General features: G+C 62.4%; 22 protein-coding genes. 13 read left to right on the forward strand and 9 right to left on the reverse strand.

The genetic code is table 11. The features are described from left to right. Nucleotides 1-9 precede the first annotated feature (9 nt). Both glnT and purU read left to right on the forward strand, forming a co-directional pair. Complete coding sequence (gene glnT, locus ACSQ3I_RS14695) at nucleotides 10-1,317, forward strand: type III glutamate--ammonia ligase (protein ID WP_436000060.1); 1,308 nt, start codon at nucleotides 10-12, stop codon at nucleotides 1,315-1,317. A 112-nt stretch (nucleotides 1,318-1,429) separates the two neighbouring features. Then, complete coding sequence (gene purU / locus ACSQ3I_RS14700; RefSeq protein WP_436000062.1) at nucleotides 1,430-2,314, forward strand: formyltetrahydrofolate deformylase; 885 nt, start codon at nucleotides 1,430-1,432, stop codon at nucleotides 2,312-2,314. On the opposite strand, the gene ACSQ3I_RS14705 is transcribed toward purU, so the two are convergent. Next, nucleotides 2,290-2,625: a hypothetical protein gene (locus ACSQ3I_RS14705; protein ID WP_436000064.1), complete on the reverse strand. Its 336-nt coding sequence runs from the start codon at nucleotides 2,623-2,625 to the stop codon at nucleotides 2,290-2,292. The genes purU and ACSQ3I_RS14705 overlap by 25 nt on opposite strands. Next, complete coding sequence (locus tag ACSQ3I_RS14710; RefSeq protein ID WP_436000066.1) at nucleotides 2,606-3,127, reverse strand: MgtC/SapB family protein; 522 nt, start codon at nucleotides 3,125-3,127, stop codon at nucleotides 2,606-2,608. The genes ACSQ3I_RS14705 and ACSQ3I_RS14710 overlap by 20 nt, the downstream gene beginning before the upstream one ends. Nucleotides 3,128-3,501: 374 nt before the next feature. On the opposite strand from ACSQ3I_RS14710, the gene ACSQ3I_RS14715 reads away from it, so the two are divergent. The 6 genes from ACSQ3I_RS14715 (at nucleotide 3,502) to repB (ending at nucleotide 10,857) form a co-directional block, all read left to right on the forward strand. Beyond that, nucleotides 3,502-4,734: a 3-methyl-2-oxobutanoate dehydrogenase (2-methylpropanoyl-transferring) subunit alpha gene (locus ACSQ3I_RS14715; RefSeq protein WP_436000068.1), complete on the forward strand. Its 1,233-nt coding sequence runs from the start codon at nucleotides 3,502-3,504 to the stop codon at nucleotides 4,732-4,734. A 3-nt stretch (nucleotides 4,735-4,737) separates the two neighbouring features. Next, complete coding sequence (locus ACSQ3I_RS14720; RefSeq protein ID WP_436000070.1) at nucleotides 4,738-5,751, forward strand: alpha-ketoacid dehydrogenase subunit beta; 1,014 nt, start codon at nucleotides 4,738-4,740, stop codon at nucleotides 5,749-5,751. Between the two features lie 2 nt (nucleotides 5,752-5,753). Next, nucleotides 5,754-7,049: a dihydrolipoamide acetyltransferase family protein gene (locus ACSQ3I_RS14725; RefSeq protein ID WP_436000071.1), complete on the forward strand. Its 1,296-nt coding sequence runs from the start codon at nucleotides 5,754-5,756 to the stop codon at nucleotides 7,047-7,049. A 3-nt stretch (nucleotides 7,050-7,052) separates the two neighbouring features. After that, entirely contained in the window at nucleotides 7,053-8,447 is a 1,395-nt protein-coding gene (lpdA, locus tag ACSQ3I_RS14730) for a dihydrolipoyl dehydrogenase (RefSeq protein ID WP_436000073.1), read from the forward strand. Nucleotides 8,448-8,536: 89 nt separating this feature from the next. Beyond that, nucleotides 8,537-9,757, forward strand: a complete 1,221-nt coding sequence (gene repA / locus ACSQ3I_RS14735; RefSeq protein ID WP_436000075.1) for a plasmid partitioning protein RepA — start codon at nucleotides 8,537-8,539, stop codon at nucleotides 9,755-9,757. Nucleotides 9,758-9,846: 89 nt separating this feature from the next. Next, a complete protein-coding gene (gene repB / locus ACSQ3I_RS14740; RefSeq protein WP_436000077.1) occupies nucleotides 9,847-10,857 on the forward strand; it encodes a plasmid partitioning protein RepB in 1,011 nt (336 codons plus the stop codon). A 210-nt stretch (nucleotides 10,858-11,067) separates the two neighbouring features. Here the strand turns inward: repB and ACSQ3I_RS14745 are convergent, their stop codons facing one another. Further along, the gene (locus ACSQ3I_RS14745) at nucleotides 11,068-11,640 is read right to left on the reverse strand and encodes a TetR/AcrR family transcriptional regulator (protein ID WP_436000079.1); all 573 of its coding nucleotides are present in this window, start codon (nucleotides 11,638-11,640) and stop codon (nucleotides 11,068-11,070) included. A 206-nt stretch (nucleotides 11,641-11,846) separates the two neighbouring features. On the opposite strand from ACSQ3I_RS14745, the gene ACSQ3I_RS14750 reads away from it, so the two are divergent. Beyond that, nucleotides 11,847-15,278 (forward strand): acyl-[ACP]--phospholipid O-acyltransferase, encoded by a 3,432-nt coding sequence (locus tag ACSQ3I_RS14750; protein WP_436000081.1) that lies wholly within the window; start codon nucleotides 11,847-11,849, stop codon nucleotides 15,276-15,278. Nucleotides 15,279-15,480: 202 nt separating this feature from the next. Here the strand turns inward: ACSQ3I_RS14750 and ACSQ3I_RS14755 are convergent, their stop codons facing one another. Then, a complete protein-coding gene (locus ACSQ3I_RS14755; RefSeq protein ID WP_436000083.1) occupies nucleotides 15,481-16,374 on the reverse strand; it encodes a DUF4344 domain-containing metallopeptidase in 894 nt (297 codons plus the stop codon). Between the two features lie 329 nt (nucleotides 16,375-16,703). Between ACSQ3I_RS14755 and ACSQ3I_RS14760 the strand changes: the two genes are divergently transcribed. Further along, the gene (locus ACSQ3I_RS14760) at nucleotides 16,704-17,096 is read left to right on the forward strand and encodes a hypothetical protein (protein WP_436000085.1); all 393 of its coding nucleotides are present in this window, start codon (nucleotides 16,704-16,706) and stop codon (nucleotides 17,094-17,096) included. Nucleotides 17,097-17,120: 24 nt separating this feature from the next. Here ACSQ3I_RS14760 and ACSQ3I_RS14765 read toward each other — a convergent pair whose 3' ends face one another. Both ACSQ3I_RS14765 and ACSQ3I_RS14770 read right to left on the reverse strand, forming a co-directional pair. After that, complete coding sequence (locus ACSQ3I_RS14765; protein WP_436000086.1) at nucleotides 17,121-17,708, reverse strand: IMPACT family protein; 588 nt, start codon at nucleotides 17,706-17,708, stop codon at nucleotides 17,121-17,123. 60 nt (nucleotides 17,709-17,768) lie between these two features. Continuing rightward, nucleotides 17,769-18,956 (reverse strand): acyl-CoA dehydrogenase, encoded by a 1,188-nt coding sequence (locus ACSQ3I_RS14770; protein WP_436000088.1) that lies wholly within the window; start codon nucleotides 18,954-18,956, stop codon nucleotides 17,769-17,771. Nucleotides 18,957-19,048: 92 nt separating this feature from the next. Here ACSQ3I_RS14770 and ACSQ3I_RS14775 point away from each other — a divergent pair, with 92 nt between their 5' ends. Further along, nucleotides 19,049-19,957 carry a LysR family transcriptional regulator gene (locus ACSQ3I_RS14775; RefSeq protein WP_436000089.1) on the forward strand — a complete coding sequence of 303 codons (909 nt, stop codon included), beginning with the start codon at nucleotides 19,049-19,051 and terminating at the stop codon, nucleotides 19,955-19,957. Nucleotides 19,958-20,026: 69 nt separating this feature from the next. On the opposite strand, the gene ACSQ3I_RS14780 is transcribed toward ACSQ3I_RS14775, so the two are convergent. Continuing rightward, nucleotides 20,027-20,809, reverse strand: a complete 783-nt coding sequence (locus ACSQ3I_RS14780; RefSeq protein ID WP_436000091.1) for an SDR family oxidoreductase — start codon at nucleotides 20,807-20,809, stop codon at nucleotides 20,027-20,029. A gap of 81 nt (nucleotides 20,810-20,890) precedes the next feature. On the opposite strand from ACSQ3I_RS14780, the gene ACSQ3I_RS14785 reads away from it, so the two are divergent. Further along, nucleotides 20,891-21,700, forward strand: a complete 810-nt coding sequence (locus tag ACSQ3I_RS14785; RefSeq protein WP_436000093.1) for a phosphate/phosphite/phosphonate ABC transporter substrate-binding protein — start codon at nucleotides 20,891-20,893, stop codon at nucleotides 21,698-21,700. 7 nt (nucleotides 21,701-21,707) lie between these two features. Here the strand turns inward: ACSQ3I_RS14785 and ACSQ3I_RS14790 are convergent, their stop codons facing one another. Further along, nucleotides 21,708-22,688: a Tim44 domain-containing protein gene (locus ACSQ3I_RS14790; protein WP_436000095.1), complete on the reverse strand. Its 981-nt coding sequence runs from the start codon at nucleotides 22,686-22,688 to the stop codon at nucleotides 21,708-21,710. Between the two features lie 397 nt (nucleotides 22,689-23,085). Here ACSQ3I_RS14790 and ACSQ3I_RS14795 point away from each other — a divergent pair, with 397 nt between their 5' ends. Further along, nucleotides 23,086-24,378: an O-acetylhomoserine aminocarboxypropyltransferase/cysteine synthase family protein gene (locus ACSQ3I_RS14795; protein WP_436000097.1), complete on the forward strand. Its 1,293-nt coding sequence runs from the start codon at nucleotides 23,086-23,088 to the stop codon at nucleotides 24,376-24,378. Nucleotides 24,379-24,453: 75 nt separating this feature from the next. Here the strand turns inward: ACSQ3I_RS14795 and ACSQ3I_RS14800 are convergent, their stop codons facing one another. Continuing rightward, nucleotides 24,454-25,422 (reverse strand): DUF4214 domain-containing protein, encoded by a 969-nt coding sequence (locus tag ACSQ3I_RS14800; protein WP_436000099.1) that lies wholly within the window; start codon nucleotides 25,420-25,422, stop codon nucleotides 24,454-24,456. Nucleotides 25,423-25,505 lie beyond the last annotated feature (83 nt).

Here is a 25,505-nt window from a genome sequence, read left to right on the forward strand (position 1 = left end):
GGGGAACAAATGACACTGGATCTTGCAGCCTATGCCAAGGAGCATGGCATCAAGTATTTCATGATCAGCTATACCGATCTTTTCGGCGGCCAGCGCGCCAAGCTGGTGCCGGCCCAGGCGATATCAGGCATGCAGGCGGAAGGCGCGGGTTTTGCAGGTTTTGCCACCTGGCTCGACATGACGCCCGCCCATCCCGACCTGTTCGCCCTGCCGGATGCCGCTTCGGTGATCCAGCTTCCGTGGAAGAAGGATGTCGCCTGGGTGGCGGCCGATTGCATGATGGACGGCAAGCTGGTCGAGCAGGCGCCGCGCAACGTCCTGAAAAGGCTGATCACTGAAGCGGCAGCCATGGGCAAGCGGGTGAAGACCGGCGTCGAGGCCGAGTTCTTCCTGATCACGGCGGATGGATCGGCGATTTCGGACAGTTTCGATACGGCGGAAAAACCCTGCTACGACCAGCAGGCGGTGATGCGGCGCTACGACGTCATCGCCGAGATCTGCGACTACATGCTGGAACTCGGCTGGGGGCCGTACCAGAACGACCACGAGGACGCCAACGGCCAGTTCGAGATGAACTGGGAATTCGACGACGCGCTGAAAACCGCTGACAAGCATTCCTTCTTCAAGTTCATGGTCAAGTCCGTTGCCGAAAAGCATGGGCTGAAGGCGACCTTCATGCCAAAACCGTTCAAGGGGCTGACAGGCAACGGCTGCCATTGCCACATTTCGGTCTGGGATACGGACGGCACGGTGAACGTCTTCGCCGACAAGGCAGCCGATTTCGGCCTGTCGGCCGAGGGCCGGGAATTCCTCGGCGGCATCATGGCGCATGCCTCGGCGCTGGCGGCGATCACCAACCCGACGGTCAACTCCTACAAGCGCATCAACGCGCCGCGCACCACTTCGGGCGCCACCTGGTCGCCGAACACCGTCACCTGGACCGGCAACAACCGCACGCATATGGTGCGCGTGCCCGGTCCCGGCCGGTTCGAACTGCGCCTGCCGGATGGTGCCGTCAACCCTTATCTGCTGCAGGCGGTGATCATCGCCGCCGGGCTGGACGGGCTGAAGAGCAAGGCCGATCCCGGCCCTCACCATGACATCGACATGTATGCCGAGGGGCACCTGGTGAAGAATGCGCCGCGCCTGCCGCTCAATCTTCTCGATGCCCTGCGCGAATACGACGCCGATCAGCGCCTGAAAGACGCAATGGGGACGGAATTTTCCGCAGCCTTCCTTAAGCTCAAGCATAACGAATGGAACGCCTACGCTTCGCATTTCACCGAATGGGAGCGCCAGACGACGCTGGATATCTAGCGGCGCTGCGGCAGGGCGAAGATTTCGATCAGGAGGCGGGCGCCGGAGGCTTTCCGGCGCTTTTGATTTGATTTAAGCAAGCCGCCGAAGGCCTGCTTTGAAAGGAAGATCGATGACGAATTATGTTCTGACGGTGAGCTGCAAGTCGACACGGGGCATCGTCGCCGCCATCACCGGTTATCTGGCCGGGGAAGGCTGCTACATCAGCGACAGTTCACAGTTCGACGACCTGGAGACCGGGCTGTTCTTCATGCGCCTGACCTTCATCAGCCAGGAAGGTGCCTCGCTCGAGAAGCTTCGCACCGGTTTTGAGGCGGTCAAGGCACAGTTCGGCATGGAAGCCGAAATCCGCAACAGCGAGCATCGCATGAAGGTGCTGCTGATGGTGTCGCGCTTCGGCCACTGCCTCAACGACCTGCTCTACCGCTGGAAGATCGGTGCGCTGCCGATCGATATCGTCGGCGTCATTTCCAACCACTTCGATTATCAGAAGGTGGTGGTCAATCACGACATCCCGTTCCACCATATCCCGGTGACCAAGGCCAACAAGCCGCAGGCGGAAGCCCGGATCATGGACGTGGTCGAGCAGACCGGCACCGAGCTGATCGTTCTCGCCCGCTACATGCAGATCCTCTCCGACCAGATGTGCCAGAAGATGTCCGGCCAGATCATCAACATCCACCACTCCTTCCTGCCGAGCTTCAAGGGCGCCAACCCCTACAAGCAGGCCTATGAGCGCGGTGTGAAGCTGATCGGCGCGACAGCGCATTACGTCACCGCCGACCTCGACGAAGGCCCGATCATCGAGCAGGACATCGCCCGCATCACCCATGCCCAGAGTGCGGAAGATTACGTCTCGATCGGCCGCGACGTCGAAAGCCAGGTGTTGGCGCGCGCCGTGCATGCGCATATCCACCACCGCACCTTCATCAACGGCAACCGCACCGTCGTCTTCCCGGCGAGCCCCGGCTCTTACGCTTCCGAGCGCATGGGTTGAAAAAATCTCGGCCGGTCGAATTTTTTCGGGAACCAACGGCATCCCGGAACGTTTGGGATCTGGCTGAAACAACAAGTGGCGATATGACGAGGTATCGCCACTTTGTCTTTTTGTCGCGAGATGGAACAGACGGAGGCGCAAGCGCCGGTAACCGCAAGGAAATCGGTGTATTGGGCTGGATTTTCCGGTGCAGTTTCTGCTGGCGGACCACCGATGACGGCATCGTTGGCCTGAATTCGCGCCTCTCCCATCTTCCCCGTGCCGGATTTCGCCGGCGCGGGGATTTTCGTTTCAGCCGCCGGCTTTTTCATCGTCGACCGCCGCCGGGCCTTGTTTCTCCTCCATGCCGAGGGCGATCTGCATGCGGGCGAGGATGAAGAGCACGACCAGTGCCGCGCCCGTCGCGAAGGCGGCGATGAACCAGTGGCCGAAGCCGAGCGCAAGACCGATACCGCCGGACAGCCACATGCCGGCGCCGGTGGTCAACCCCTTCACCTCGCCGCGCGAAAAAACGATCATGCCGGCCGCGAGAAAGGCGACGCCGGCAGTGACGGCCTCGATGACGCGCAGCGGATCGATGCGCACCTGGTCGTCGGCGAAACCCGGCATATGGACGCTTTCGATCGAGATGATCGCAAACATCGCCGCCGCCAGGCTGACGAGGATATGGGTCCGCAGCCCGGCGGGCCGATCCCGCGCTTCGCGCTCCAGGCCAATGATGCCGCCGAACAGGATCGCTGCCGCAAGCCGCGCGAAGATGACCGGATAGGGCGTCTGGGTCTCGTGATACATGTCGGCAATGATCTGCTCCATCTTCCGCAAAAACTCCTTTGAAACGCGATTCTGAAAATCCGCCGGGCAGGTGTCGGAGGGCCGGCGTCCGAAAGAAACGCGGACAGCCTCTTTCCGGTTCGAAACGATCGCAAAAAGATCCGGAATCGCACATTTGCTGCGAATATCGACGGCAGGGCGCAAGGCTCTCGCCAAAAGGGCGGTTTTCGGCTCAATTCGAACAGTGCTTCAGAAAAACCGCATTGCCTCGGCCCGCCGTTGCGAACAGTTTTTGATGAAGCCACACCCGTTTTGAGGAGACGGGTGAGAGGAGGACGCCAGCTTTTGCCGCCGTTGTCGAACCGGCCGGCAGGCGTGGGCGTTGATAATGCCTGAGGAGGAGGAGGAGGAAACCGATGCCTGACGCGCCACGTCTTTCCCTGCACGTGCCGGAGCCGGAATGGCGGCCCGGAGACCAGCCGGATTTTTCGCATGTGAAGATCCCGCGCGCCGGCACCATCCGCCGTCCGGAGATCGACGAAAAGCCCGAGGATATGCGCGACCTCGCCTTCTCGATCATCCGTGTGCTGAACCGGCAGGGCGAGGCCGTCGGTCCTTGGGCGGGAACGCTGACCGACGACGAACTGCGCGACGGCCTGCGGCACATGATGACGCTGCGGGCTTACGATGCGCGCATGCTGATGGCGCAGCGCCAGGGCAAGACCTCGTTCTACATGCAGCATCTGGGCGAGGAAGCGATCAGCTGCGCCTTCCGGATGGCGCTGGAACCCGGCGACATGAACTTCCCCACCTATCGCCAGGCGGGGCTGCTGATCGCCGGCGGCTATCCGATGGTCACCATGATGTGCCAGGTCTATTCCAACGACAAGGACCCGATGCACGGCCGGCAGCTGCCGGTGTTCTATTCCTCGAAGGAGCATGGTTTCTTCTCGATTTCCGGCAATCTGGCGACGCAGTATATCCAGGCGGTCGGCTGGGCCATGGCTTCCGCGATCAGCCACGACCGCAAGATCGCCGCCGCCTGGATCGGCGACGGCTCGACGGCGGAAAGCGATTTCCATGCGGCGCTTGTGTTCGCCTCGACTTACAAGGCCCCCGTCGTCCTCAACATCGTCAACAACCAGTGGGCGATCTCGACCTTCCAGGGCATCGCCCGCGGCGGCTCCGGCACCTTTGCCGCGCGTGGCCATGGTTTCGGCATCCCGGCGCTGAGGGTGGATGGCAACGATTATCTTGCCGTGCATGCCGTCGCCAAATGGGCGGTGGAGCGGGCGCGCCGCAATCTCGGGCCGACCATCGTCGAATATGTCACCTACCGTGCCGGCGGTCATTCGACCTCGGACGATCCGGCCGCCTATCGCCCAAAGACGGAAAGCGATGCCTGGCCGCTCGGCGATCCCATCCTGCGGCTGAAACTGCACCTCATCGCCCGCGGCCTCTGGTCGGAGGAACGGCACAAACAAGCGGAGGCCGAGGTGTTGGACAGCGTGCTCGTGGCGCAGCGCGAGGCGGAAGCGATCGGCACCCTGCATACCGGCCGCCGGCCGTCGCCGCGCGACATGTTCGAGGACGTGTATGCCGAGATGCCGGCGCATCTCCTGAAACAGCGCCACGAAGCGGGGTATTGAGCCATGGCAAAGATGACCATGATCGAGGCGATCCAGAATGCCCTCGACATCGCCATGGGCGACGACGACAAGGTTGTCGTGTTCGGCGAAGACGTCGGTTATTTCGGCGGCGTCTTCCGCTGCACCTCCGGCCTGCAGAAGAAATACGGCACCTCTCGCTGCTTCGATACGCCGATCAGCGAGCTCGGCATCGTCGGCACGGCCATTGGCATGGCGGCCTATGGCCTGAAGCCGTGCGTGGAAATCCAGTTCGCCGATTACATGTATCCCGCCTACGACCAGATTGTTTCGGAGGCGGCGCGGCTGCGCTATCGGTCGGCCGGGGAGTTCACCTGCCCGCTGGTGGTGCGCATGCCGACAGGCGGCGGGATTTTTGGGGCGCAGACGCACAGTCAAAGCCCGGAGGCGCTGTTCACCCATGTCGCCGGCCTGAAGACCGTGGTGCCTTCGACACCGGCGGATGCCAAGGGCCTGTTGCTGGCGGCGATTGCCGATCCCGATCCGGTGATTTTTTTGGAGCCGAAGCGGCTCTACAACGGTCCCTTCGACGGCTACCATGAAAAGCCGGTGGTTTCCTGGAAGAAGCACGATCTCGGCGAGGTTCCGGACGGGCATCACCTGGTGCCGCTCGGAAATGCCGCCATTCGCCGGGAAGGGCAGGCGGTGACGGTTCTGGCCTACGGTACCATGGTGCATGTGGCGCTGGCCGCTGCCGAAGCCACCGGCATCGATGCCGAGGTGATCGACCTACGCACGCTCTTGCCGCTGGACACGCCGACCATCGTCGCTTCCGTGCAGAAGACCGGGCGCTGCGTCATCGTTCACGAGGCGACGCTGACCTCCGGTTTCGGCGCCGAGCTGGCGGCCGTGGTGCAGCGCGATTGCTTCTACAATCTCGAAGCGCCGATCCTGCGGGTGACCGGCTGGGATACGCCTTATCCGCATGCGCAGGAATGGGATTATTTCCCCGGCCCGGAGCGTGTCGGCCGGGCGCTGCAGCAAATCATGGAGGCCTGAACATGGGTGTGTTTTCGGTCAAATTGCCCGATGTCGGCGAAGGCATTGCGGAAGCCGAGCTTACCGAATGGCATGTGAAATTGGGCGACATGGTGCGCGAGGACGACCTGCTGGCCGCCGTGATGACCGACAAGGCGACGGTGGAAATTCCCTCCTCCGTTTCCGGCAAGGTGATCTGGCTCGGCGCGACGGTCGGCGAAACGATTGCCATCGGCTCCGAGATCGTGCGGATCGAGGTGGAGGGTGAAGCGCACGGCGTGGACGACGCCGAGGATGAGGGCGAGGAACCGGTACCAGTGACTGTTGCCGTCCCCGAAAAAGCACGCCAGCAGGAGATCGCCAGGCCGGCTGCCATTGCGCCTGAGAGGGATGCCTTATCTCCGGCCAGCCGGGCCTTCGCGGGCGCCGGCCCCCGGCGCCCCGAGGGCGAAAAACCGCTGGCGCCGCCTTCCGTGCGGCTGCGGGCGCGCGAGGCCGGTATCGATCTTCGCCGGGTGCGCGGCTCCGGGCCGGCCGGGCGGATCACCCATGACGATCTCGACGCCTTCCAGCAGCAGGACGACACGGCCCAGCCTTCCGCCACGCCGGCGGCCGATCTCTCCGTCACCGAAATCAAGATGGTCGGGCTGCGCCGCAAGATCGCCGAACGCATGGCGGAGGCCAAGGCGCATATCCCGCACATCACCATCGTCGAGGAGGTGGATGTCACCGCGCTGGAGGACCTGCGGACACGGATGAATGCCGAGGGTGTGGCGGGCCGGCCGAAGCTGACCGTGCTGCCTTTCCTGATCCGCGCCATCGTCAAGGCGGTGAAGGAACAGCCGGCGCTCAATGCCCATTACGACGACGAGGCGGAAATCATCCGCCAGTTCGGCGGCGTACATGTCGGCATCGCGACGCAGACGCCGAACGGGCTGCTGGTGCCGGTGATCCGCCATGCCGAGACGCTGGGGCTTTATGCTGCGGCAAGCGAATTGGCCCGGGTGGCCGAGGCCTCGCGCAACGGTACGGCGAGGCGCGAAGAGCTTTCCGGATCGACGATCACCATCTCTTCCCTCGGTCCGCTGGGTGCCGTGGCGACGACGCCGATCATCAACAGGCCGGAGGTGGCAATCGTCGGCGTCAACAAGATTGCGGTCAGGCCGCATTGGGACGGTCAACAATTCGTGCCGCGCAAGATGATGAACCTCTCCTCATCCTTCGATCACCGGGTGATTGACGGCTGGGATGCCGCTGTTTTCGTCAAGCGATTGAAAACGCTGATAGAAACGCCTGCAATGATGTTCCTGGAGGGCTGAGCGATGAAGGATATCACCTGCAAGGTGGCGGTGATCGGCGGTGGTCCCGGTGGTTATGTCGCGGCGATCCGGGCCGGGCAACTCGGACTCGACACCGTGCTGATCGAAAAGAAGATGCCGGGGGGAACCTGCCTGACGGTCGGCTGCATTCCATCCAAGGCACTGATCCACGCGGCTGACGAATTTTCGCGTTTGCGGCATTTTGCCGATGGCGGCGCCATGGGCATCACGGCGTCCGATCCGGCCATTGACCTGCGCCGCACCGTCGAGTGGAAGGACGGCATCGTTTCGCGGCTGACATCCGGCGTTGCCGGATTGCTGAAGAAGGCCAGGGTGAAAACCGTGTTCGGCACGGCGCGGTTCCTCGATGGCAAGACCATCGCCGCCGAGACCGATATGGGCGAACAGATCATCCGCGCCGAAAACGTGATCATCGCCACCGGCTCGGTGCCGGTCGAGCTATCGGCGCTGCCTTTCGGCGGCCGGGTGATGTCTTCCACCGAGGCGCTGGCGCTGACGGCGATGCCGAAGACGCTGGCCGTTGTCGGCGGCGGTTACATCGGGCTGGAGATCGGTACGGCTTACGCCAAGCTCGGTGCGTCCGTGACGGTGGTCGAGGCGGCGGAGCAGATCTTGCCGCTCTACGATGCCGAACTGATACGCCCGGTGGCGAAGCGGCTGCAGGAGCTTGGCGTGCGTGTGCTCACCGGTGCTTCCGCCAAGGGACTGGCGCCGGATGGAGAAGGGCTGGTGGTGCGCCGGGCAGATGGCACGGATGAAACGATTGCCGCCGAGCGGGTGCTGGTGACCGTCGGTCGACGGCCACTGACCGAGGGGTTCGGTCTCGACGAAATCCGGCTCGACATGGCCGGGCGTTTCATCCGCATCGACGAGCGTTGCCGCACGTCCATGCGCGGCGTCTACGCCATCGGCGACGTGACCGGCGAACCGATGCTGGCGCACCGGGCCATGGCGCAGGGCGAGATGGTGGCGGAGATCATCGCCGGGCTGAGGCGCGGCTGGGACAAGCGTTGCATTCCCGCCGTCTGCTTTACCGATCCGGAAATCGTCTCGGTCGGCCGCACTGCGGAGGAGGCGCGCGCCGCCGGACTGGAGGTCAAGACCGGCAGCTTCCCCTTCCAGGCGAATGGCCGGGCCATGACCATGGGCCGGGAGGACGGTTTCATTCGTGTGGTCTGCGAGGCGAACAGCCATCTGGTTCTCGGCATCCAGGCGGTCGGCGCCGGGATCTCGGAACTCTCGACCGCCTTCGCCCAGGCCATTGAAATGGGTGCGAGACTGGAGGATATCGCCGGCACGATCCACGCCCACCCGACACTGGGCGAGGCCTTGCACGAGGCGAGCCTGCGCATTCTCGGACACGCCCTGCACATCTGACGGAAGCCGCCGCCGCTATCATTGCGTTTTCATCTTGTCACGGTAATGATCTCCAATAACGGAAATAACCGTGATCAGGGAGAATGAGCGTGAGCAATCGCAGGCATCTGGAAAATCTTCCCTCCGTCGATGAAACCATCGGTCAGCATGCGTCGATCCTGAGTTCGCAGCTGCAGGCGATGAGCGAAGCGTTTTTTCCGCCGACCTCTCACAAGACCCTGCGCCGTTTCACCTCCGGGGAGGCGGCGCGGCTGATGGGGATTTCCGATTCCACCCTGCGCAAGATGGCGCTGGCCGGCGAAGGGCCGGAGCCGACCACCAGCCCGGCCGGCCGCCGCTTCTACAGCCTGCAGCAGATCAACGAAATCCGCCGGCGACTGGCGAGCACGGCGCGCGGCCGGGATGCCTACGACTTCGTGCCACGGCGCGGGGAGGGCGATCATCTGCAGGTGCTGGCGGTGACGAACTTCAAGGGCGGCTCCGGCAAGACCACGACATCGGCGCATCTGGCGCAGTATCTCGCGCTGCGCGGCTATCGCGTTCTAGCAATCGACCTCGATCCGCAGGCCAGCCTTTCGGCGCTCTTCGGCGTGTTGCCGGAAACCGATCTTGCCAGCAACGAAACGCTCTACGCCGCCATCCGGTATGACGGCGAGCGGCGGCCGTTGCGCGAGGTGGTGCGGCAGACCTATTTCGACGGTCTCGATCTGGTGCCGGGCAATCTCGAACTGATGGAGTTCGAGCACACCACGCCGCGGGCGCTCGCCACCGGTGATGCCAAGGGCGGCGAGATTTTTTTCACGCGCATCGCAGCGGCCATCGACGACGTCGCCGACCAGTATGACGTCGTCGTCATCGACTGCCCGCCGCAACTGGGATACCTGACGCTCAGCGGTCTTTGCGCCTCGACGGGCATGGTCATCACCATTCACCCGCAGATGATGGACATCGCCTCGATGAGCCAGTTCCTGCTGATGACGCAGGACCTGCTCTCCGTCGTGCGCGAGGCGGGCGGCACGCTGCGGTACGATTTCATTCGCTATCTCGTCACCCGCTTCGAACCGCAGGATGCGCCGCAGACGAAAGTGGTCGCCCTGCTGCGCAATCTCTTCGGCGATGCCGTGCTGCTCAATCCGATGGTGAAGTCGGCGGCTGTCTCCGATGCCGGATTGACCAAGCAGACCTTGTATGAAATCGGCAGGGAAAGCATGACCCGATCCACCTATGATCGTGCCCTCGAAGCGCTGGATGCTGTGCATGGCGAAATCGAAGGCTTGATCCGCGCCGCGTGGGGACGTACTTCTCGTTAAGATCGACGCACCGCGCTGTTGGGAGCTCCCAACAGCGCGGTGCAAGCCCGACATGATGTCGTGGGTGCGGTTACGACGAGGATCCTGATATGAGCCGGAAAGACACCGTCAATTCGCTTTTCATGATGAAGTTGGGATCTCCCAACACGACGCCACCGGAGAAGGAGCGCGAGCGCGTTCGCACCGGCGCCGTCTCCGCCATGGGCGCGTCTTTGCAGGAACTGACGGAAGGCGCCCGCGCCGCCAGCAGGCTTAAGGAGCAGATTGCCAGCGGCACTGTCGTCATCGATCTTGAGCCGGCCATGGTCGATGGCTCGATGGTGAACGACCGGCTGATTATCGATGTCGATCCGGATTTCCAGGAGCTTGTTGCCAGCATTCGCGAAAGCGGTCAGCAGGTGCCGATCCTGGTGCGGCCGCATCCGGAAAAGACGGAGCGCTATCAGGTTGCTTACGGCCACCGCCGCCTGCGCGCCGCGCAGCATCTCGGCATTGCGGTCAAGGCCGTGGTGCAGCCGCTCAGCGACAACGAGCTGGTGATCGCCCAGGGCAAGGAAAATCTCGACCGCAAGGATCTCTCCTATATCGAGAAGGCGCTGTTCGCGCGGCGCCTCGAAGAGAAGGGGTTTGACCGCGTGACCATCATGGCGGCACTCTCCACCGACAAGGCGGATCTGAGCCGTTACATCGCCGTGGCGCGGATGATCCCCGAAAGCCTGCTGAACCAGATCGGTCCTGCCCCCAAGGCGGGCCGTGCCCGCTGGCTGGCCATGGCCGACCGGCTGACCGTGGCGGATGCCATGGACAATGCCGAGGCGCTGACCGGTCAACGCGAATTCCTGATGGCCGATAGCGATGGCCGTTTCATCAAGCTGTTCGATGCGCTGGCGCCGGTCGCGCCCGCAAATGCGTCGAATGACCGCGATGTCGTCGTCAACGGCACCGTGAAGGCGGCGCGGCTGGAGGCACGGCGTGCCCAGACGTCGCTGGTTTTCAACAACAAGATCGTGCCGGAATTCGGGGAATATGTTGCGACGCAGCTGGATCAGCTTTACATTCAATTCCTGAAAGCGAATCGCAAGGACAAGGGGCGGAACTGAGCCCCGGCGGTATTCCCGATCTTACAGGACGCTTTGATCATCCATTGCAGACATCGGTGACTTGTACAGGCGACAAGAATCGCCTGTAACGCAAGTGAAGTGGTATTTTGCTTTAGCAACGGCCAAAAAACGATTTCTGTGTTTATGGTTAGCAAATCGTTAAAATAGGCCTGACACAGCGAAAACCCGAGCATATGCTAGGGCGGACGGTCACATTCCGGCGCTCGGCGAGGTCTGTCGAAAGCCGGCAGCCAGTGCCAGGACCACCAGCCGCAATTGACCCCGCAAGGTCGCCTCATCCACGCGCCCCAGCCGGTCCTCGATGCTCAACGAAACGATGCCGTGGACGGCGGAATAGATGGTTCGCGCCAGCGCCGCTGCCTGGGCCGGCGTCAGGCCGGGGTCGAGTTCCCGTAGGGGTTCCTCGATCATGGCGAACAGGCGGTAGTGATCGTCGCGGTGCCAATCGGGCAGGGACCTGCCATCGGGCAGGCGGTGCTCGAACAATGCACTCCAGGCATTTCGCTCGCCGAGCGCAAAATCCAGATAGGCATCCGCCATGCCGCAGAGTCGTTGCTCAACCGGCAGCGCCCGCGTGCCCTCGCGCAGTTCGGCAAGGATGGCGCCGAAGCGGGCGAGCACCCGCGAATTGACCGCCAGCACCAGATCGTCGAAATCGGAAAAGCGTGTATAGATAGAGCCACCGGAACATCCCGCCTCCCGCGCGATCGATCGGGTGGAGACGGCCGCGAGGCCGTTTTCGGCAATCTGTCTTTCTGTCACGTCAAGGATCCGTTGCGTGAGCTCTTCTTTCTGTTCGGCGGAAATCGGCATGAGGGTTCCCTGGGTAACTGCATCAATCTTATTTTGAGCGATGATCAAAAATAAGATTGATCAGCGTTCAAATTCATTCTATCTTAAAATGAACGATGTTCAAGTTCAAGTGTCGAGCCAGCAGTTGGCGGCTCCCAACAAGGGATGGAGTTAGCATGCAAGAACAACAGAAAGCCGGGCCGCTGATCCTGTCACGGCGTTTTGCGCCGCTGTTCTGGACGCAATTTTTTGCGGCCTTCAACGACAATTTCTTGAAGAACACGTTGGTGTTCCTCATCCTGGCCAAGATGTCGGCCTCCGAGGCCGCCTCGCTGGTGACACTGGCCGGCGCCATCTTCATCGCTCCCTTCCTGCTGCTCTCCGCCCTCGGTGGCGAACTGGCCGACCGCTTCGACAAGGCGGTCGTCGCCCGCTGGTTGAAACTCGGCGAGATCGCCGCCGCCGTTGTCGCGGTCGGCGCCATTGCTTTCCACTCGATCGAAGGCATGATGGCGGCGCTGTTCCTGTTCGGCGTCGGCTCGGCGCTGTTCGGCCCGATCAAATACGCCATCCTGCCCGATCATCTCGATCGTGAGCAGCTGCCAGCGGCGAATGCCTGGATCGAGGGCGCGACCTTCATCGCCATCCTCTCCGGTACGATTTTCGCCGGCCTCTCCTTTGCCAGTGGCGGCGATCATCCGGCGATCTTTGGGCCGCTGATCATCGGTTTTGCCGCCATCGCCTGGGGCGCAAGCTGCCTGATCCCGCGCACCGGCAGTGCCGCGCCGGACCTGTGCATCGATGCCAACATCGTTCGTTCCACCTGGCGTCTGACGCGGGAAATCTGCGGCGAGCGGCGCATGCTGGTTACCTCGCTGATGGTCTCTTGGTTCTGGCTGATGGGCGCGATCGTGCTCTCCATCCTGCCGCCGCTGGTCAAGACGCTGGGCGGCAGCGAGATCGCCATCACCGCTTACCTCACCATCTTCGCGATTTCCATCGCCATCGGTTCGTCGATTGCCGCCTGGCTGTCGGCCGGCCGCATCGTGCTGGTCCAGGCGGTCATCGGCACAGTTCTCTTTGGCGTGGTCGCCATCGATCTCGGCATCTTCATGTCCGGCCTGACACCGGCTGCCACCGTTGCGCCTGACCTTTCCACCTTCTTCAATACCCCCGGCGCCGTCCGCGTCGCCATCGACCTGGCGCTCGCCGCTGTCACCGGCGCCTTCCTGATCGTGCCGAGTTTTGCTGCCCTGCAGGCCTGGGCGAAGCCGGAGCAGCGTGCCCGCGCCGTCGCCGCCAACAACGTGCTGAATGCTGTCTTCATGGCGTTCGGCGGGGTTGCCGTCGCGGCGATCCAGGCAGCCGGCGCGCCGCTGTGGCTCATCACCGTCGGCCTCGGTGTCGCATCCCTGGTTGCGGCCGGCCTGATGCTGCGTTTCCTGCCGACCGATCCGTTTCGCGATTTCATCTCGATCCTGATGCGCGCCTTTTTCCGCCTCGAAGTCGAAGGCATCGAGAATCTTGCGAAAGCCGGCCCGACGCCGATCCTGGCGCTGAACCACGTCTCCTTCCTCGATGCCGCGCTGGCGCTGGCGCTGTCCGATGCCCAGGGCATGCGCCCGCCGGTCTTCGCCATCAACACCGACATTGCCCAGCGCTGGTGGGTGCGGCCATTCCTGAAACTCGCCAATGCCTTCCCGCTCGATCCGACCCGGCCGATGGCCACCCGCTCGCTGATCCGCGCGGTGGAAGGTGGCGAACCGCTGGTGATCTTCCCCGAAGGCCGCCTGACAGTGACCGGCAGCCTGATGAAGGTCTATGACGGCGCGGCGATGGTGGCCGACAAGACCGGCTCGATGATCGTGCCGATCAAGATCGACGGCCTGGAGCGGACGATTTTTTCGCGCCTCAGCTCCTTCCATACTCGCAAGCAGCTTTTCCCCAAGGTGCGTGTGACGATCATCGAGCCGGTGAAACTCTCCGTCTCGCCGGAACTCAAGGGCCGCAAGCGCCGGCAGGCCGCCGCCGCTGCCCTCTACCGCATCATGTCGGATCTCGTCTTCGCCACCAGCGGCAAGACCGGCACCATTCTGGAAGAGATCATCAAGGCCGGCCACACCTACGGCATGAAGCGCAACGCGCTCGAGGATCCGCTGAGCGGCCGGCTGTCCTATGCGACGATGCTGACAGGTGCGCGGGTTCTGGCGACGAAGTTCGACCGCATGTTCCCCGGCGAAGAAACGCTCGGCCTGCTGCTGCCGAATGCCAATGGCGCGGTCGTCAGCCTGCTCGGCCTCGTCTCCGCCGGCAAGGTGCCTGCGATGATGAATTTTACCGCCGGTCTCGCCAATCTGCGTGCCGCCTGCACCGCGGCCGACATCCGCACCATCCTGACGTCGCGGGCTTTCGTCAAGCAGGCCCGGCTGGAAGCGGTGATCGATGGCCTGACGGAAAGCGGCATCCGCATCGTCTATCTCGACGACCTGCGGGCGACCGTTTCCAAGCTCGACAAGATCCGTGGCCTGATCGGCCGGTCGCGGCCGCTGAAGGCGCGCCAGACCACCGACCGTGCGGCGATCCTGTTTACGTCGGGTTCGGAAGGCACGCCGAAGGGTGTGGTGCTGACCCATGCCAACATTCTCGCCAACGTTTCGCAAGCGGCGGCGCGCGTCGATTTCCACAATGGCGACAAGGTGTTCAATGTCCTGCCGGTGTTCCACTCCTTCGGCCTGACGGCGGGCACCATCCTGCCGCTTGCCAGCGGCGTTCCGGTCTATCTCTACCCGTCGCCGCTGCATTACCGCATCATTCCGGAAGCGATCTATTCCAGCAATGCGACGATCATCTTCGGCACCGATACCTTCCTGGCCGGTTATGCCCGCTCCGCCCATCCCTATGACCTGCGTTCGATCCGCTACTGCTTTGCCGGTGCCGAGCCGGTGAAGCGCTCGACCCGCGAAACCTACATGGACAAGTTCGGCATCCGTATCCTGGAAGGGTATGGCGTCACGGAAGCGGCTCCCGTCGTCGCGCTCAACACGCCGATGTACAACAGGCCGGGAACGGTCGGAAAACTGATGCCGGGCATCACGGCACGGCTGGAGCCGGTGCCGGGCGTCGATGAGGGCGGTCGCCTGTACGTCAGCGGTCCGAATGTCATGGCCGGTTACCTGCGGGCGGAAAATCCCGGCGTGCTGGAAGTTCCGGCCGACGGCTGGCACGATACCGGCGACATCGTCACCATCGACGAGGATGGTTTCGTCACCATCCGCGGCCGGGCCAAGCGGTTTGCCAAGATCGGCGGCGAGATGGTGTCGCTGGCAGCGATCGAGGTGCTGGCGGGCGAAGTCTGGTCGGGTATTCCGGTGGGTGTCGTCGCCGTTGCCGACCCGAAGAAGGGCGAGCGGCTGGTGCTGGTCATCGACAATCCCAAGGCGAACCGCGCAGACCTGCTGGCCCATGCCCGCGCCAAGGGCGTCAGCGAACTGGCCATCCCCGCCGAGATCCTGCAGGGCAGCGTGCCGCTGCTCGGCTCTGGCAAGACGGACTTCGCCGGCTTGAAGAACTATGTCGATATGCGTCTGGCCGAACGGCAGGCAAGTTAAAGCAATTCCAGCAAAAGTGCGTCGCGGTTTTGCGTCCGGAATTGCGTAGAAACAAAGAGATAGAGCATTTTCGCGTTTCGGAGAAAGGCGGAAATGCTCTAAAACAAAGGCCGGAGCGAACCGTATCGCTCCGGCCTTTTTCTGTTGCGGTGGAGATCACCGTCGGCATCCACGTGCCCGACGGTGATTTCGCGTAAAGCTGCTATTGTTCGATCGGGCTACCTGCGTCAAGGATCTTACCCGCATCGCCCTCTTCCTGCTTTCCTTCTTCTTGCTGGCCCTCTTCCTGCTTGAAGGTGCCGGCCATGGCCTGGGTATACCACTGGGAAAGCTCGTAGCAGTAGGTCATTTCCCGGTCGCCCGCCGACCAATAGGCATTGGCATCGCCGCATTCCGAAGCCGTCAGCTTGATGCCGTCCTTGAGCTTGTACATGGCGGCGACCTGCTGGACGACTTCCAGTATGTTGGACACCTTCACCAGTTCGGCATAGTCGGAGAGGTTCTTGTCCTTCGGCTTCTGGTAGCTGACGGTGAAACGGGGTTCCTTGCCGCCCTTGCGAGCATGCTTTTCAAGCAGGCCGAACCAGCTGCCATGTGCCTTCTTGTAATCGTCGGCACATTCCTCGCGCCGGTCGTCCGGCATTTCCATGTCGTTGGCCACTTTCTTGAATTTTTCCGCATTCTTGCCGATCATCATGCAGACCATGTGATAGGCGCGCTGCCGGTCGAGGGAGTGCGTGTCCCAGAGATCGGGGTCCTCGCCGGCCTCGGAGGACATCTTCCACCCTTCGACGCTGTCGGACAGCGCCTTGTCGAACACGGCATCGTCCATTTCCAGCAGGATCAGCGTCGAGAGCGTATCGGCGGCGTCTTCTTCCCGGCCGAGCACCGGCAGGTTGAATTCCGAAATCAGCATGTGCCCCATTTCGTGGAACAGGAAGAAGAGGCCGTTATCGAAGGCGAACTCAACCGTTTTTTCCATCTGGCTGTCGGTCAGGCCGGCTACATCATCCTCGAACGTCGTTGTTTCGGCGCAAGCAGCGGTGGCCGTAAGCAAGGTGGTGGCGGCAAGGAAGGCAAGCTTCAGGCGGTTCATCTTCGTGTCCCTCAAGGTGTAAAATATGGCGGGAATCTATAGTTGAGACCGGCTAATTGGCTGTAAATGCGGAAAGCAATGCCGGGGGATATTTACTTTCAAGGGATAATGAAAGGTTTCAATAGTGATTTATATACCATCATTGTTCGTTTCTTATTATGTTTGAGTGATTGGCTTTTATTACTGGAACTGAGCGTTCGGAGGGCGCCTTGCTCCCCCGCGGGCCATCGCATCAGTTGCGGACAAGGAACATTTACGGCCGGGCGTCGTTTCCAATCCGGACGCTTTCGCAATTGCAATCCGGCAAACCGGCGTCCGGAGGTGATACCATGGCACAATATATCGACGAACGTGGCGATGTGGTTTCGACCGCGCAAACCAACAGGCGGGAAGAGCTGACCCCGGTTGAGGCGCGTCAGGGACTGCTGGGCCGGCCGGTTCTGATGGTGCTGATCGGTGGCCTGATCCTTGCTCTTCTGGCTTGGGGCGGTGCCGAAATGTGGGGCGAAAGCCAGGACCGTGATGCCGCCGCGCCCACGACGACAACGACATCGACGACGGAAAATACCGTCGCCAACCAGCCGAGCGGCAGCGGCACTTTCGACAACAACACGCCGGCCGGCGACACGCAGCAGACCGTTCCCACGGACCGGGATCCCACGCCGGAGACAAGCACCGGCGGTGCGTCGCAGCAGGTAACGCCTGACGGCACGCAACAGTAAACAGTGACTTACGGAAAGGGCAGGTCAGTCATCCAGGCGGAGCTGTACCTGCCCGCGGGTCAGATCGCTGATCATCGCCTGGATGGGTGCTGCCCATTCCAGCGTGACGCGGATGGAAATGTCCGCACCGCTTGCGGTAAACTCTTCGGAAAGCACCTGAACATGCGGCGAGGCGGCAAGCCTCGCCTGCAGAAGCGCAAGATCGGAAAAGCCGCAGGCAAAGGTTCCTGTTACGGTGGCGATCTGCTCGACCTTGGCGGCGTTGCGCAGGCATGAGGCGGCGGTGCCGCCATAAGCGCGGATAAGCCCGCCGCTTCCCAGCAGAATGCCACCGAACCAGCGGGTGACGACGGCGACGACGCCATCCAGCGATTGGCCGTCGATGGCCTGCAGGATCGGCTTGCCGGCGGTGCCGCGCGGCTCGCCATCGTCGCTGAAACGGTAAGCCTGGCCGATGCGCCATGCCCAGCAATTGTGATTGGCGGTAACGTCGGAATGGGTGGCGAGGAAACGTTTGGCGTCGTCCTCGCTGGAGATGGGACCGCAAATCGCCAGAAACCGGCTCTTCTTGATGTCCTGTTCAAAGATGGCAGTTTCGGTCAGGGTGAACATCGGCGTTTCCATTCGCCGATGTTCATAAGATGAGGGCGTTGCTATTGCCAACCCCGGCGATCAAAAGAATGCCTGGATACCCGTCTGCGCCCGGCCGAGGATGAGCGCATGCACGTCGTGCGTGCCCTCGTAGGTATTGACCGTTTCGAGGTTCTGGGCGTGGCGCATGACGCCGTATTCGATCTGGATGCCGTTGCCGCCGTGCATGTCGCGGGCTTGGCGGGCGATGTCGAGCGCCTTGCCGCAATTGTTGCGCTTGACGATGGAGATCATCTCTGGCGCGAACTTGTGCTCGTCCATCAGGCGGCCGACGCGCAGCGAGGCCTGCAGGCCGAGGGTGATTTCCGTCTGCATGTCGGCCAGCTTCTTCTGGTAAAGCTGGGTACCGGCCAGCGGCTTGCCGAACTGCTTGCGGTCGAGGCCGTACTGGCGAGCGCGGTGCCAGCAATCTTCCGCAGCGCCGAGAACACCCCAGGAAATGCCGTAGCGGGCCCGGTTCAGGCAGCCGAACGGACCCTTGAGGCCGGAAACATTCGGCAGCAGCGCATCTTCGCCGACTTCGACGCCATCCATGACGATTTCGCCGGTGATCGAGGCACGCAGCGAAAGCTTGCCGCCGATCTTCGGCGCCGAAAGACCCTTCATGCCCTTTTCGAGAATGAAGCCGCGGATCTGGTTGTCATGTGCAGCCGATTTTGCCCAGACGACGAAGACATCGGCGATCGGCGCATTGGAAATCCACATCTTCGAGCCGCGCAGGCGGTAACCGCCGTCGATCTTCTCGGCGCGGGTGAGCATGCCGCCCGGATCGGAGCCGGCATCCGGTTCCGTCAGGCCGAAGCAGCCGATCAGTTCGCCGGAGATCAGGCCCGGCAGGTATTTCTGCCGCTGTTCTTCCGAGCCGTAGGCCTGGATCGGATAGATCACCAGCGAGGACTGCACGCTCATCATCGAGCGGTAGCCGGAATCGATGCGTTCGACTTCGCGGGCAACGAGGCCGTAGGAAACATAACCGGCACCGGCTGCGCCATATTGTGCCGGGGCAGTGATGCCGAGAAGGCCGGTGCTGCCCATCAGGCGAAACAACTCGGCATCGGTCTTTTCATCCAGATAGGCATCGTGAATGCGCGGCAGAAGTTCCGCCTGCGCAAAGGCTGCCGCGGTATCGCGGATCATGCGCTCTTCTTCGGTCAGCTGGTCTTCGATCAGGAAAGGATCGCTCCAGGAAAATTCCACACGTTCGGTCATCATCGCCTCCAAGGTTGAGCATGAAATAGCGCCGACACCCCTGCGACGCAATCCACGTTTACGCATCGATCTATTCCATCTAGTAATAGGTGATGATCGGTATACCACGAAAACTCCTGCCTTCGAGCAGCGCGCTGGCAGCTTTCGATGCGGTGGCGCGGCTGGGCAGTTTTTCGGCCGCCGCCCATGAGCTTTCGCTGACGCAAGGGGCGATCAGCCGGCAGGTGGCGGGTCTGGAGGAACAGCTGGGCACCCGGCTGTTCGAGCGCAACAGCCGCGGTGTCTTTCTCACCCCCGTCGGCACGGCCTATGCGGAAAGTATCGGCCCGGCGCTGCGAATGATCCGCCAGGCCTCGCTGCAGGCGATGACAAAGACCCAGGCCAACAGCCTGCACCTCGCCATCCTGCCGATGTTCGGCACCCGCTGGCTGATGCCGCGCATTCCGCGTTTCGTGGCGCGGCATCCGCACATCACCCTGAACTTCGCGACCCGCATCGGCCAGTTCGATTTCGAGCGCGAGAATATCGACGCGGCGATCCATATCGGCCAGCCGGATTGGCCGGGTGCGGTATCGACTTTCCTCATGGATGAATTTGTCGTGCCGGTCTGCAGCCCGGCCTTTTTCGCCCAACACAGGATCGAGGCGCCGGACGATCTCGTCGGCTTGCCGCTGTTCCACATGGCGTCGCGGCCGGGCGCCTGGGATCACTGGTTCGGCGCCCTCGGCCTGAAACCCGCTTCCGGCCGTGGCATGTGGTTCGAGCAATTCTCGAATGTCTCGCAAGCCTGTATCGCCGGCCTCGGCATTGCCCTGATGCCGCAATTCATGATCCGTTCGGAGCTGGAAAGTGGCCAGTTGCTGGTCGCCGTGCCGCATGCCGTCAAGAGCCCGAGCGCCTATTACATCGTGGCCCCGCATGCGCGTATGTCGCATGCGCCGGTGGCGGCGTTCATCGCGTGGATATTGGAGGAAGTGGCGGCGGAAAACCCGGCAGCTTAGACGATGCGGCCAGATCGGCAGTCGAAGCGCGCGCGGAAGGCTTTTGGGCAAACCGTCGCTGACGCCGGATTACCGCAACAGGCCCTGACCACCATCCACCCAGATCGGGCTGCCCGTTACATGACGAGAGGCATCCGATGCCAGGAACACCACGACGTCGGCCACGTCTTCGCTCTTGCCTGCCTCGCCATGGGTTATCGGAATATCGCCTTCCGGCCAAACGACCGGAATTTCCGCTTCCTGTTTGCCCCGTTGCGTGGTGCTGTCTGGAATGTTGGTCTCGATCAGGCCGGGGCATACGGCGTTGACGCGGATCCGGTGTTTTCCAAGCTCCAGCGCCAGTTGCTGCACCATCGCCACCTGCGCCGCCTTGGTGGCGGTATAGGCGGTGGCGCCCGGCGTGGTGAAGGTCCGCGTGCCGTTGATCGAAGAAACGACGATGACCGAACCGCCGCCCGCCGCCTTGAGATGCGGCACCCCGTAATGCAGCGTCAGATAGGTGCCGCGGAGGTTGACGGCGATGGTCTTGTCCCACTCGGCAGGACGAAGATCGTCGATCGGCGCCCAGACGCCGTTGATACCGGCATTGGCGACGATGATGTCCAGCCGTCCGAACCGCGCCACGAGGCTTTCGACGGACGCCTGCATGTCCGCTTCGTCGGCAATGTCGGCTGCAATCGGCAGGTCTTCGCCGCCGAGATGCCGGATCTCGGCGCAGGTCTGTTCGATGTCGGCTGCCGTGCGGCTCAGCACCCCGATTTTCGCCCCCTCGCGGGCGAGCGCCAGGGCCGTTGCCTTGCCGATGCCGGAACCGCCGCCGGTCACCAATGCCACCTTGCCGGTCAATCTCATCCGCGGCTCCCCTGTCATGTCGGACCGTGATATCAACAGCGCGCCATTCGAAAAGTTCCGCCTCTCCATCCCGGTTGCCTCATGCGTCTCGCCAGCCTCTCCATGTATGTCAGCCCGCCGCCGGTCGCCCGGGCACAGGAGGAGTTCTGGGCCTTTCTGCAGGATTGGCTGAGACAGGCGGGCCTTGCGGATGTGCCCGAGCGGCTCGATCGGTCGGTTGCTTATGATGCTGCATGGCATGACCCGGGCCTGCTTCTGGCGCAGTCCTGCGGATATCCTTACGCAAAATCGCTGCGCGGCGTCGTCCGGCTTGTCGCGACGCCCGTTTATGATCGGCCGGGCTGCGAGGGACCGTTGATGTGCAGCCTGCTGATTGCCCGCCGGGACAGTGCCGGTGCCAGACTTGCGGATTTCCGAGGGAAGGTTGCTGCGCTCAACGCATACGACAGCAATTCGGGCGCCAATCTTTTTCGCGCCTCGGTGGCGTCGCTGGCTGGTGGCGAACGTTTCTTCGCCTCGGTGGTCGAAACGGGCAGTCATGCGGCCAGCATCGATGCCGTTGCCGCCGGCCTGGCCGATATCGCGGCAATCGATTGTGTCACCTACGGCAATTTTTCCGCCCATGCGCCGGAACGCGTTTCCGGCCTCACGATCATCGGGGAGACGCCGAAAGGACCAGGCCTGCCCTTCGTGACCAGAGCTTCAGCTTCCGACGAGGAAGTGGAGATGTTGCGGCAGGCGCTTGCCGCGGCGATCGTCGCACCCGGCCTTGCGCCGGCGCGGGCTGCGTTGGCGCTTAAAGGCTTCGCCGTTCTCGACGACGCAGCTTATCAAGGGCTGCTGGATATGGAAAAGGCTGCGGAAGCCGCAGCCTATCCCGTCATCGCGTAATGACCAATCAGGCGGACTGGATGGCCGAAAGCTGCCAGTCGGTGCCGCTCTTGCGGACGAAGGTCCAGAGCTCCACGGTCTCGCTCGGATTGACGGCATCGCCATCGACGACCTTGCCGGTGGTGCGGTCGACCAGCGCATCGATGCTGGAATAGCGCATGGCAAGGGTCGCATAGTCGAGCGGGCCTTCGCGCCAGGCTTCGGAAATGTCGCCCTGCAGCAGCTTGACATCGGAGACCGTGTTGCGCACGCCGTTGGTGGCGTTGTCGCCGAGTTCTTCCGCGAGGTAAGACATGGCTTCGGGCGTCGCGAGACGGCGCAGTGCCGGATAATCTTCGCGTCCATAGGCCGTCTGGACTTCAGTCAGCAGCGCTTCGAAGCGATCGAGGTCGGCCGGCGACAGCTGGATGTCCTGCGTCACCGGTTTGGTGGCGCGGGGCGTGGCTGCCGAGCCGGAACCCATGCCGGGAATCTGGAAACCAGGCTTGTTGCCGCCGGCACCGGCATAAGCTTCCCGCTGCATGTTGCCGCCGGCGGGATAGGCCGACGCCTGGCGACGATTGGCGAGGAACCGCATCAAGAGCATGCCGAGACCGACGATCAAAGCGATCTGCAGCAGCATGCCGAGGAAACCCATCATGCCGCCGAAGCCGCCGCCGAGCAGCATGCCGAACAGGCCGCCGAGCAACAGGCCGCCAAAAAGCGTCCTGCCGAAGCCGCCGAAGAGGCCGGGGCGCTGTGCCTGCTGCTGGCCGACATTGCGTTGCGGCTGGGCAGAATTCTGCTGGGTCATGGTGCGGTTGATCGGCGAGGCATCGGACGGCGCCGTGCGGGTGACCGAAGGCGTATCGAACGTCCGGCTGCCACGGCTGCCGAAGCCGCCGCTTGCCCGCCGCGCCTCGGCCACATCGATGGCGGCGAGCGACAAGGCAAGGCCGATCGCAAGCGCAGCGACCAGGCCGGAATAACGCGAAAGACGACGTAACATTCAGTTCTCCTCACGCGCGATGATGATGTGCGCGCGATCCCCATATAGTGAGCGCTGCGCAGAATATAAGAGATTTACCGTTATCCGGCGTGTCTTTGGCGGCGGGAGCGGGTTAAATCCGGGAAATTTCGGCCGGGTCATGCAAAAAATTCGGGCATGCCGCCGCCGGAAAAAACGGCTGTTGCCGTTTGGGCGGCGGCTTTCTTTGCCGCCTCGGGAAATCTTTTCCTTGCCATCGCGGTACGGCAACAACTATTTCAAACAGGCCGCAAAGATCGCAACAATCGTCCCATGAAAAGCCGGCGATATCGATAAGATGGCGCCCGAGAGGTGGGGCAGGACGCGGTGCTGAGAGTCCTACGCGAATTTTCATTCTGTCTATTTGGGGAGTATTCATATGACTGAAAACCTTCGTCCCGAAACGCTGGCGCTCCATGCCGGCTGGCGAGCCGATCCTGCGACCGGTGCCGTCGCCGTTCCGATCTACCAGACGACCTCGTTCCAGTTTCGCGATGCCGAACATGCCGCCAATCTCTTCGCGCTGAAGGAACTCGGCAACATCTACACCCGTATCGGCAACCCGACGGTCGACGTGCTCGAAAAGCGCCTGGCCGCGATCGAAGGCGGCGTTGCCGCGCTCGCGCTCGCCTCGGGACAGGCGGCATCGGCCTTCGCGATCCAGAACCTGGCGCGTGCCGGCGACAACGTCGTCACCTCCACCGATCTTTACGGCGGTACCTGGAACCTCTTCGCCAACACGCTGAAGGACCAGGGCATCGAAGTCCGCTTCGTCGACCCGGCCGATCCGGAAGGCTTCCGCCGCGCCACCGACGACAAGACCCGCGCCTATTACGCCGAAACCCTGCCGAACCCGAAGCTCACCGTCTTCCCGATCGCCGAAGTGGCTGCCATCGGCCGTGAGTTCGGCATTCCGCTGATCGTCGACAACACCGCGGCACCGATCCTGACGCGCCCGCTGGAGCATGGCGCTGCCATCGTCGTTTATTCGGCAACGAAGTACATCGGCGGCCACGGCACCTCGATCGGCGGCGTCATCATCGACGGCGGCAATTTCGACTGGGAGAAGCACAAGGAACGCCAGCCGGCGCTGAACACGCCGGACCCGAGCTATCACGGCGCCGTCTGGTCCGAAGCCGTCAAGCCGCTCGGCCCGGTCGCCTACATCATCAAGGCCCGCGTCACGCTGCTGCGCGACCTCGGTGCGGCCCTGTCGCCGTTCAACGCCTTCCAGCTGATCCAGGGCTTGGAAACGCTGGCGCTGCGCATCGAGCGTCACTCCTCGAATGCGACGGCCGTGGCAAAATTCCTCGCCGAGCAGTCGGATGTCGTGAAGGTCATCCATCCGTCGCAGCACAGCGGCGTTAACCGCGAGCGCGCCGACAAGTACCTCAAGGGCGGTTTCGGCGGCCTCGTCGGCTTCGAACTCAAGGGCGGCCTGGAAGCCGGCCGCAAGTTCATCGATGCGCTGAAACTGTTCTACCACGTCGCCAACATCGGTGACGCCCGCAGCCTGGCGATCCATCCGGCCACCACCACCCACTCGCAGCTTTCCGAAGCCGAACAGGCTGCCAGCGGCGTATCGGCCGGTTACATTCGTCTCTCGATCGGCATCGAGCACATCGACGACATCCTCGCCGATCTGAAGCAGGCGCTGAACGCAGCGCGCTAAATCGCGCATATAGAAAGACCCCGGCTTTCTTGGGCCGGGGTCTCCTCTGCTTTTGCGACGATCATTATCGCCGTATCAGGCGGCGAACCATGTCGGGTCCAGATGGACGCCGAGGCCGATGGTCGATTGCAGATTGGCGATGTTTTCGCTGCTTTCCGAAAATCCGAGCAAGGCATCGGCAACGCTGCGCCCGCTCTTGATCTGGTCGACCCAGTAGGCGATGCCGGCGGCATCCGGCTGGCGGTCGAGAACGTTGACATAAAAACGCGTGACGATGTCTTCGGTCGTCGGGTTGCTGCCGTAAATGCTGCGAAATTCGTCGGAAGACGCGAAGCCTGCGGCAACGTCGCGTAAACTGGCGCCGTGATCCAGCGCATTCACCCAGTAGGACAGGCCGCCCTTGTCCGGGGTGCGATTGAAGGCCGCCTCATAGACGCGGTAGGCCTGTGCGGCCAGGCTGTCGAAGGCGACGATTTCGTCGGTGAAAACCAGGCGCTCGATGCCGGTCAGCGTGTCGGTGCCGTCGCGCGACGCGGTCTTGTCGGTCACGGTTATCGTGCCGTTTTGACTGGCTATGCCGTAGTCCGCGGCCGCGCCGCTATAGACGGAAAGGTCGAATCCGCCTTTGCCATTCACCTTGTCGTCGCCACTGCCTGCAAAAAACTTCTCGGCCCGGTCGGATCCATCGAAGGTGTCGTTCCCGGCAAAGGCTGCCTTGACCAGGGCGCTGAGATCGTCGGTGGCCGGTTGCTTGAAAGGAACGTTGGGTACATCGGTGACGCTTTCGTAGACGATGCTGCCGCCGACGCTCGTTCGACTTAGTCCGGTGATCGTCCCGCCAGTAACGAATTCGAATGTGCCATCGGGTTTGGTGACGACATCAATGGAGAGATTGTTTCCCGTTATCCGCAATTCGAAATTCGAAGGCGTGGATACAACCATCAAAGTGCTGGAAGATGATGTGATGTTAAATCCGGAAATAGACATCTCGAAAAGAGATGACGTCGGCGCTCCGGCGACGGCAAAATCCGTATAAACTGTCATTTTCCCCTCCTCTTTATTAGTTAATAGTATGGAGGGAATTATTTTTGTCAATTCTATTGTCTAGTTCGAATTTGATTTCTCTT

Source organism: Rhizobium sp. LjRoot30 (assembly GCF_964253915.1).
Lineage (GTDB): Bacteria > Pseudomonadota > Alphaproteobacteria > Rhizobiales > Rhizobiaceae > Metarhizobium.

Bases quoted from the DNA above. Each gene is read 5' to 3' on its own strand.
- glnT (WP_436000060.1), top strand. From the start codon at position 10: ATGACACTGGATCTTGCAGCCTATGCCAAGGAGCATGGCATCAAGTAT.
- ACSQ3I_RS14725 (WP_436000071.1), top strand. From the start codon at position 5,754: ATGGGTGTGTTTTCGGTCAAATTGCCCGATGTCGGCGAAGGCATTGCG.
- ACSQ3I_RS14750 (WP_436000081.1), top strand. From the start codon at position 11,847: ATGCAAGAACAACAGAAAGCCGGGCCGCTGATCCTGTCACGGCGTTTT.
- ACSQ3I_RS14765 (WP_436000086.1), bottom strand. From the start codon at position 17,708: ATGTTCACCCTGACCGAAACTGCCATCTTTGAACAGGACATCAAGAAG.
- ACSQ3I_RS14715 (WP_436000068.1), top strand. From the start codon at position 3,502: ATGCCTGACGCGCCACGTCTTTCCCTGCACGTGCCGGAGCCGGAATGG.
- ACSQ3I_RS14795 (WP_436000097.1), top strand. From the start codon at position 23,086: ATGACTGAAAACCTTCGTCCCGAAACGCTGGCGCTCCATGCCGGCTGG.
- ACSQ3I_RS14775 (WP_436000089.1), top strand. From the start codon at position 19,049: ATGATCGGTATACCACGAAAACTCCTGCCTTCGAGCAGCGCGCTGGCA.
- ACSQ3I_RS14800 (WP_436000099.1), bottom strand. From the start codon at position 25,422: ATGACAGTTTATACGGATTTTGCCGTCGCCGGAGCGCCGACGTCATCT.
- purU (WP_436000062.1), top strand. From the start codon at position 1,430: ATGACGAATTATGTTCTGACGGTGAGCTGCAAGTCGACACGGGGCATC.
- ACSQ3I_RS14720 (WP_436000070.1), top strand. From the start codon at position 4,738: ATGGCAAAGATGACCATGATCGAGGCGATCCAGAATGCCCTCGACATC.
- ACSQ3I_RS14755 (WP_436000083.1), bottom strand. From the start codon at position 16,374: ATGAACCGCCTGAAGCTTGCCTTCCTTGCCGCCACCACCTTGCTTACG.
- ACSQ3I_RS14785 (WP_436000093.1), top strand. From the start codon at position 20,891: ATGCGTCTCGCCAGCCTCTCCATGTATGTCAGCCCGCCGCCGGTCGCC.
- ACSQ3I_RS14705 (WP_436000064.1), bottom strand. From the start codon at position 2,625: ATGAAAAAGCCGGCGGCTGAAACGAAAATCCCCGCGCCGGCGAAATCC.
- ACSQ3I_RS14760 (WP_436000085.1), top strand. From the start codon at position 16,704: ATGGCACAATATATCGACGAACGTGGCGATGTGGTTTCGACCGCGCAA.
- ACSQ3I_RS14780 (WP_436000091.1), bottom strand. From the start codon at position 20,809: ATGAGATTGACCGGCAAGGTGGCATTGGTGACCGGCGGCGGTTCCGGC.
- lpdA (WP_436000073.1), top strand. From the start codon at position 7,053: ATGAAGGATATCACCTGCAAGGTGGCGGTGATCGGCGGTGGTCCCGGT.
- ACSQ3I_RS14790 (WP_436000095.1), bottom strand. From the start codon at position 22,688: ATGTTACGTCGTCTTTCGCGTTATTCCGGCCTGGTCGCTGCGCTTGCG.
- repB (WP_436000077.1), top strand. From the start codon at position 9,847: ATGAGCCGGAAAGACACCGTCAATTCGCTTTTCATGATGAAGTTGGGA.
- ACSQ3I_RS14770 (WP_436000088.1), bottom strand. From the start codon at position 18,956: ATGACCGAACGTGTGGAATTTTCCTGGAGCGATCCTTTCCTGATCGAA.
- ACSQ3I_RS14710 (WP_436000066.1), bottom strand. From the start codon at position 3,127: ATGGAGCAGATCATTGCCGACATGTATCACGAGACCCAGACGCCCTAT.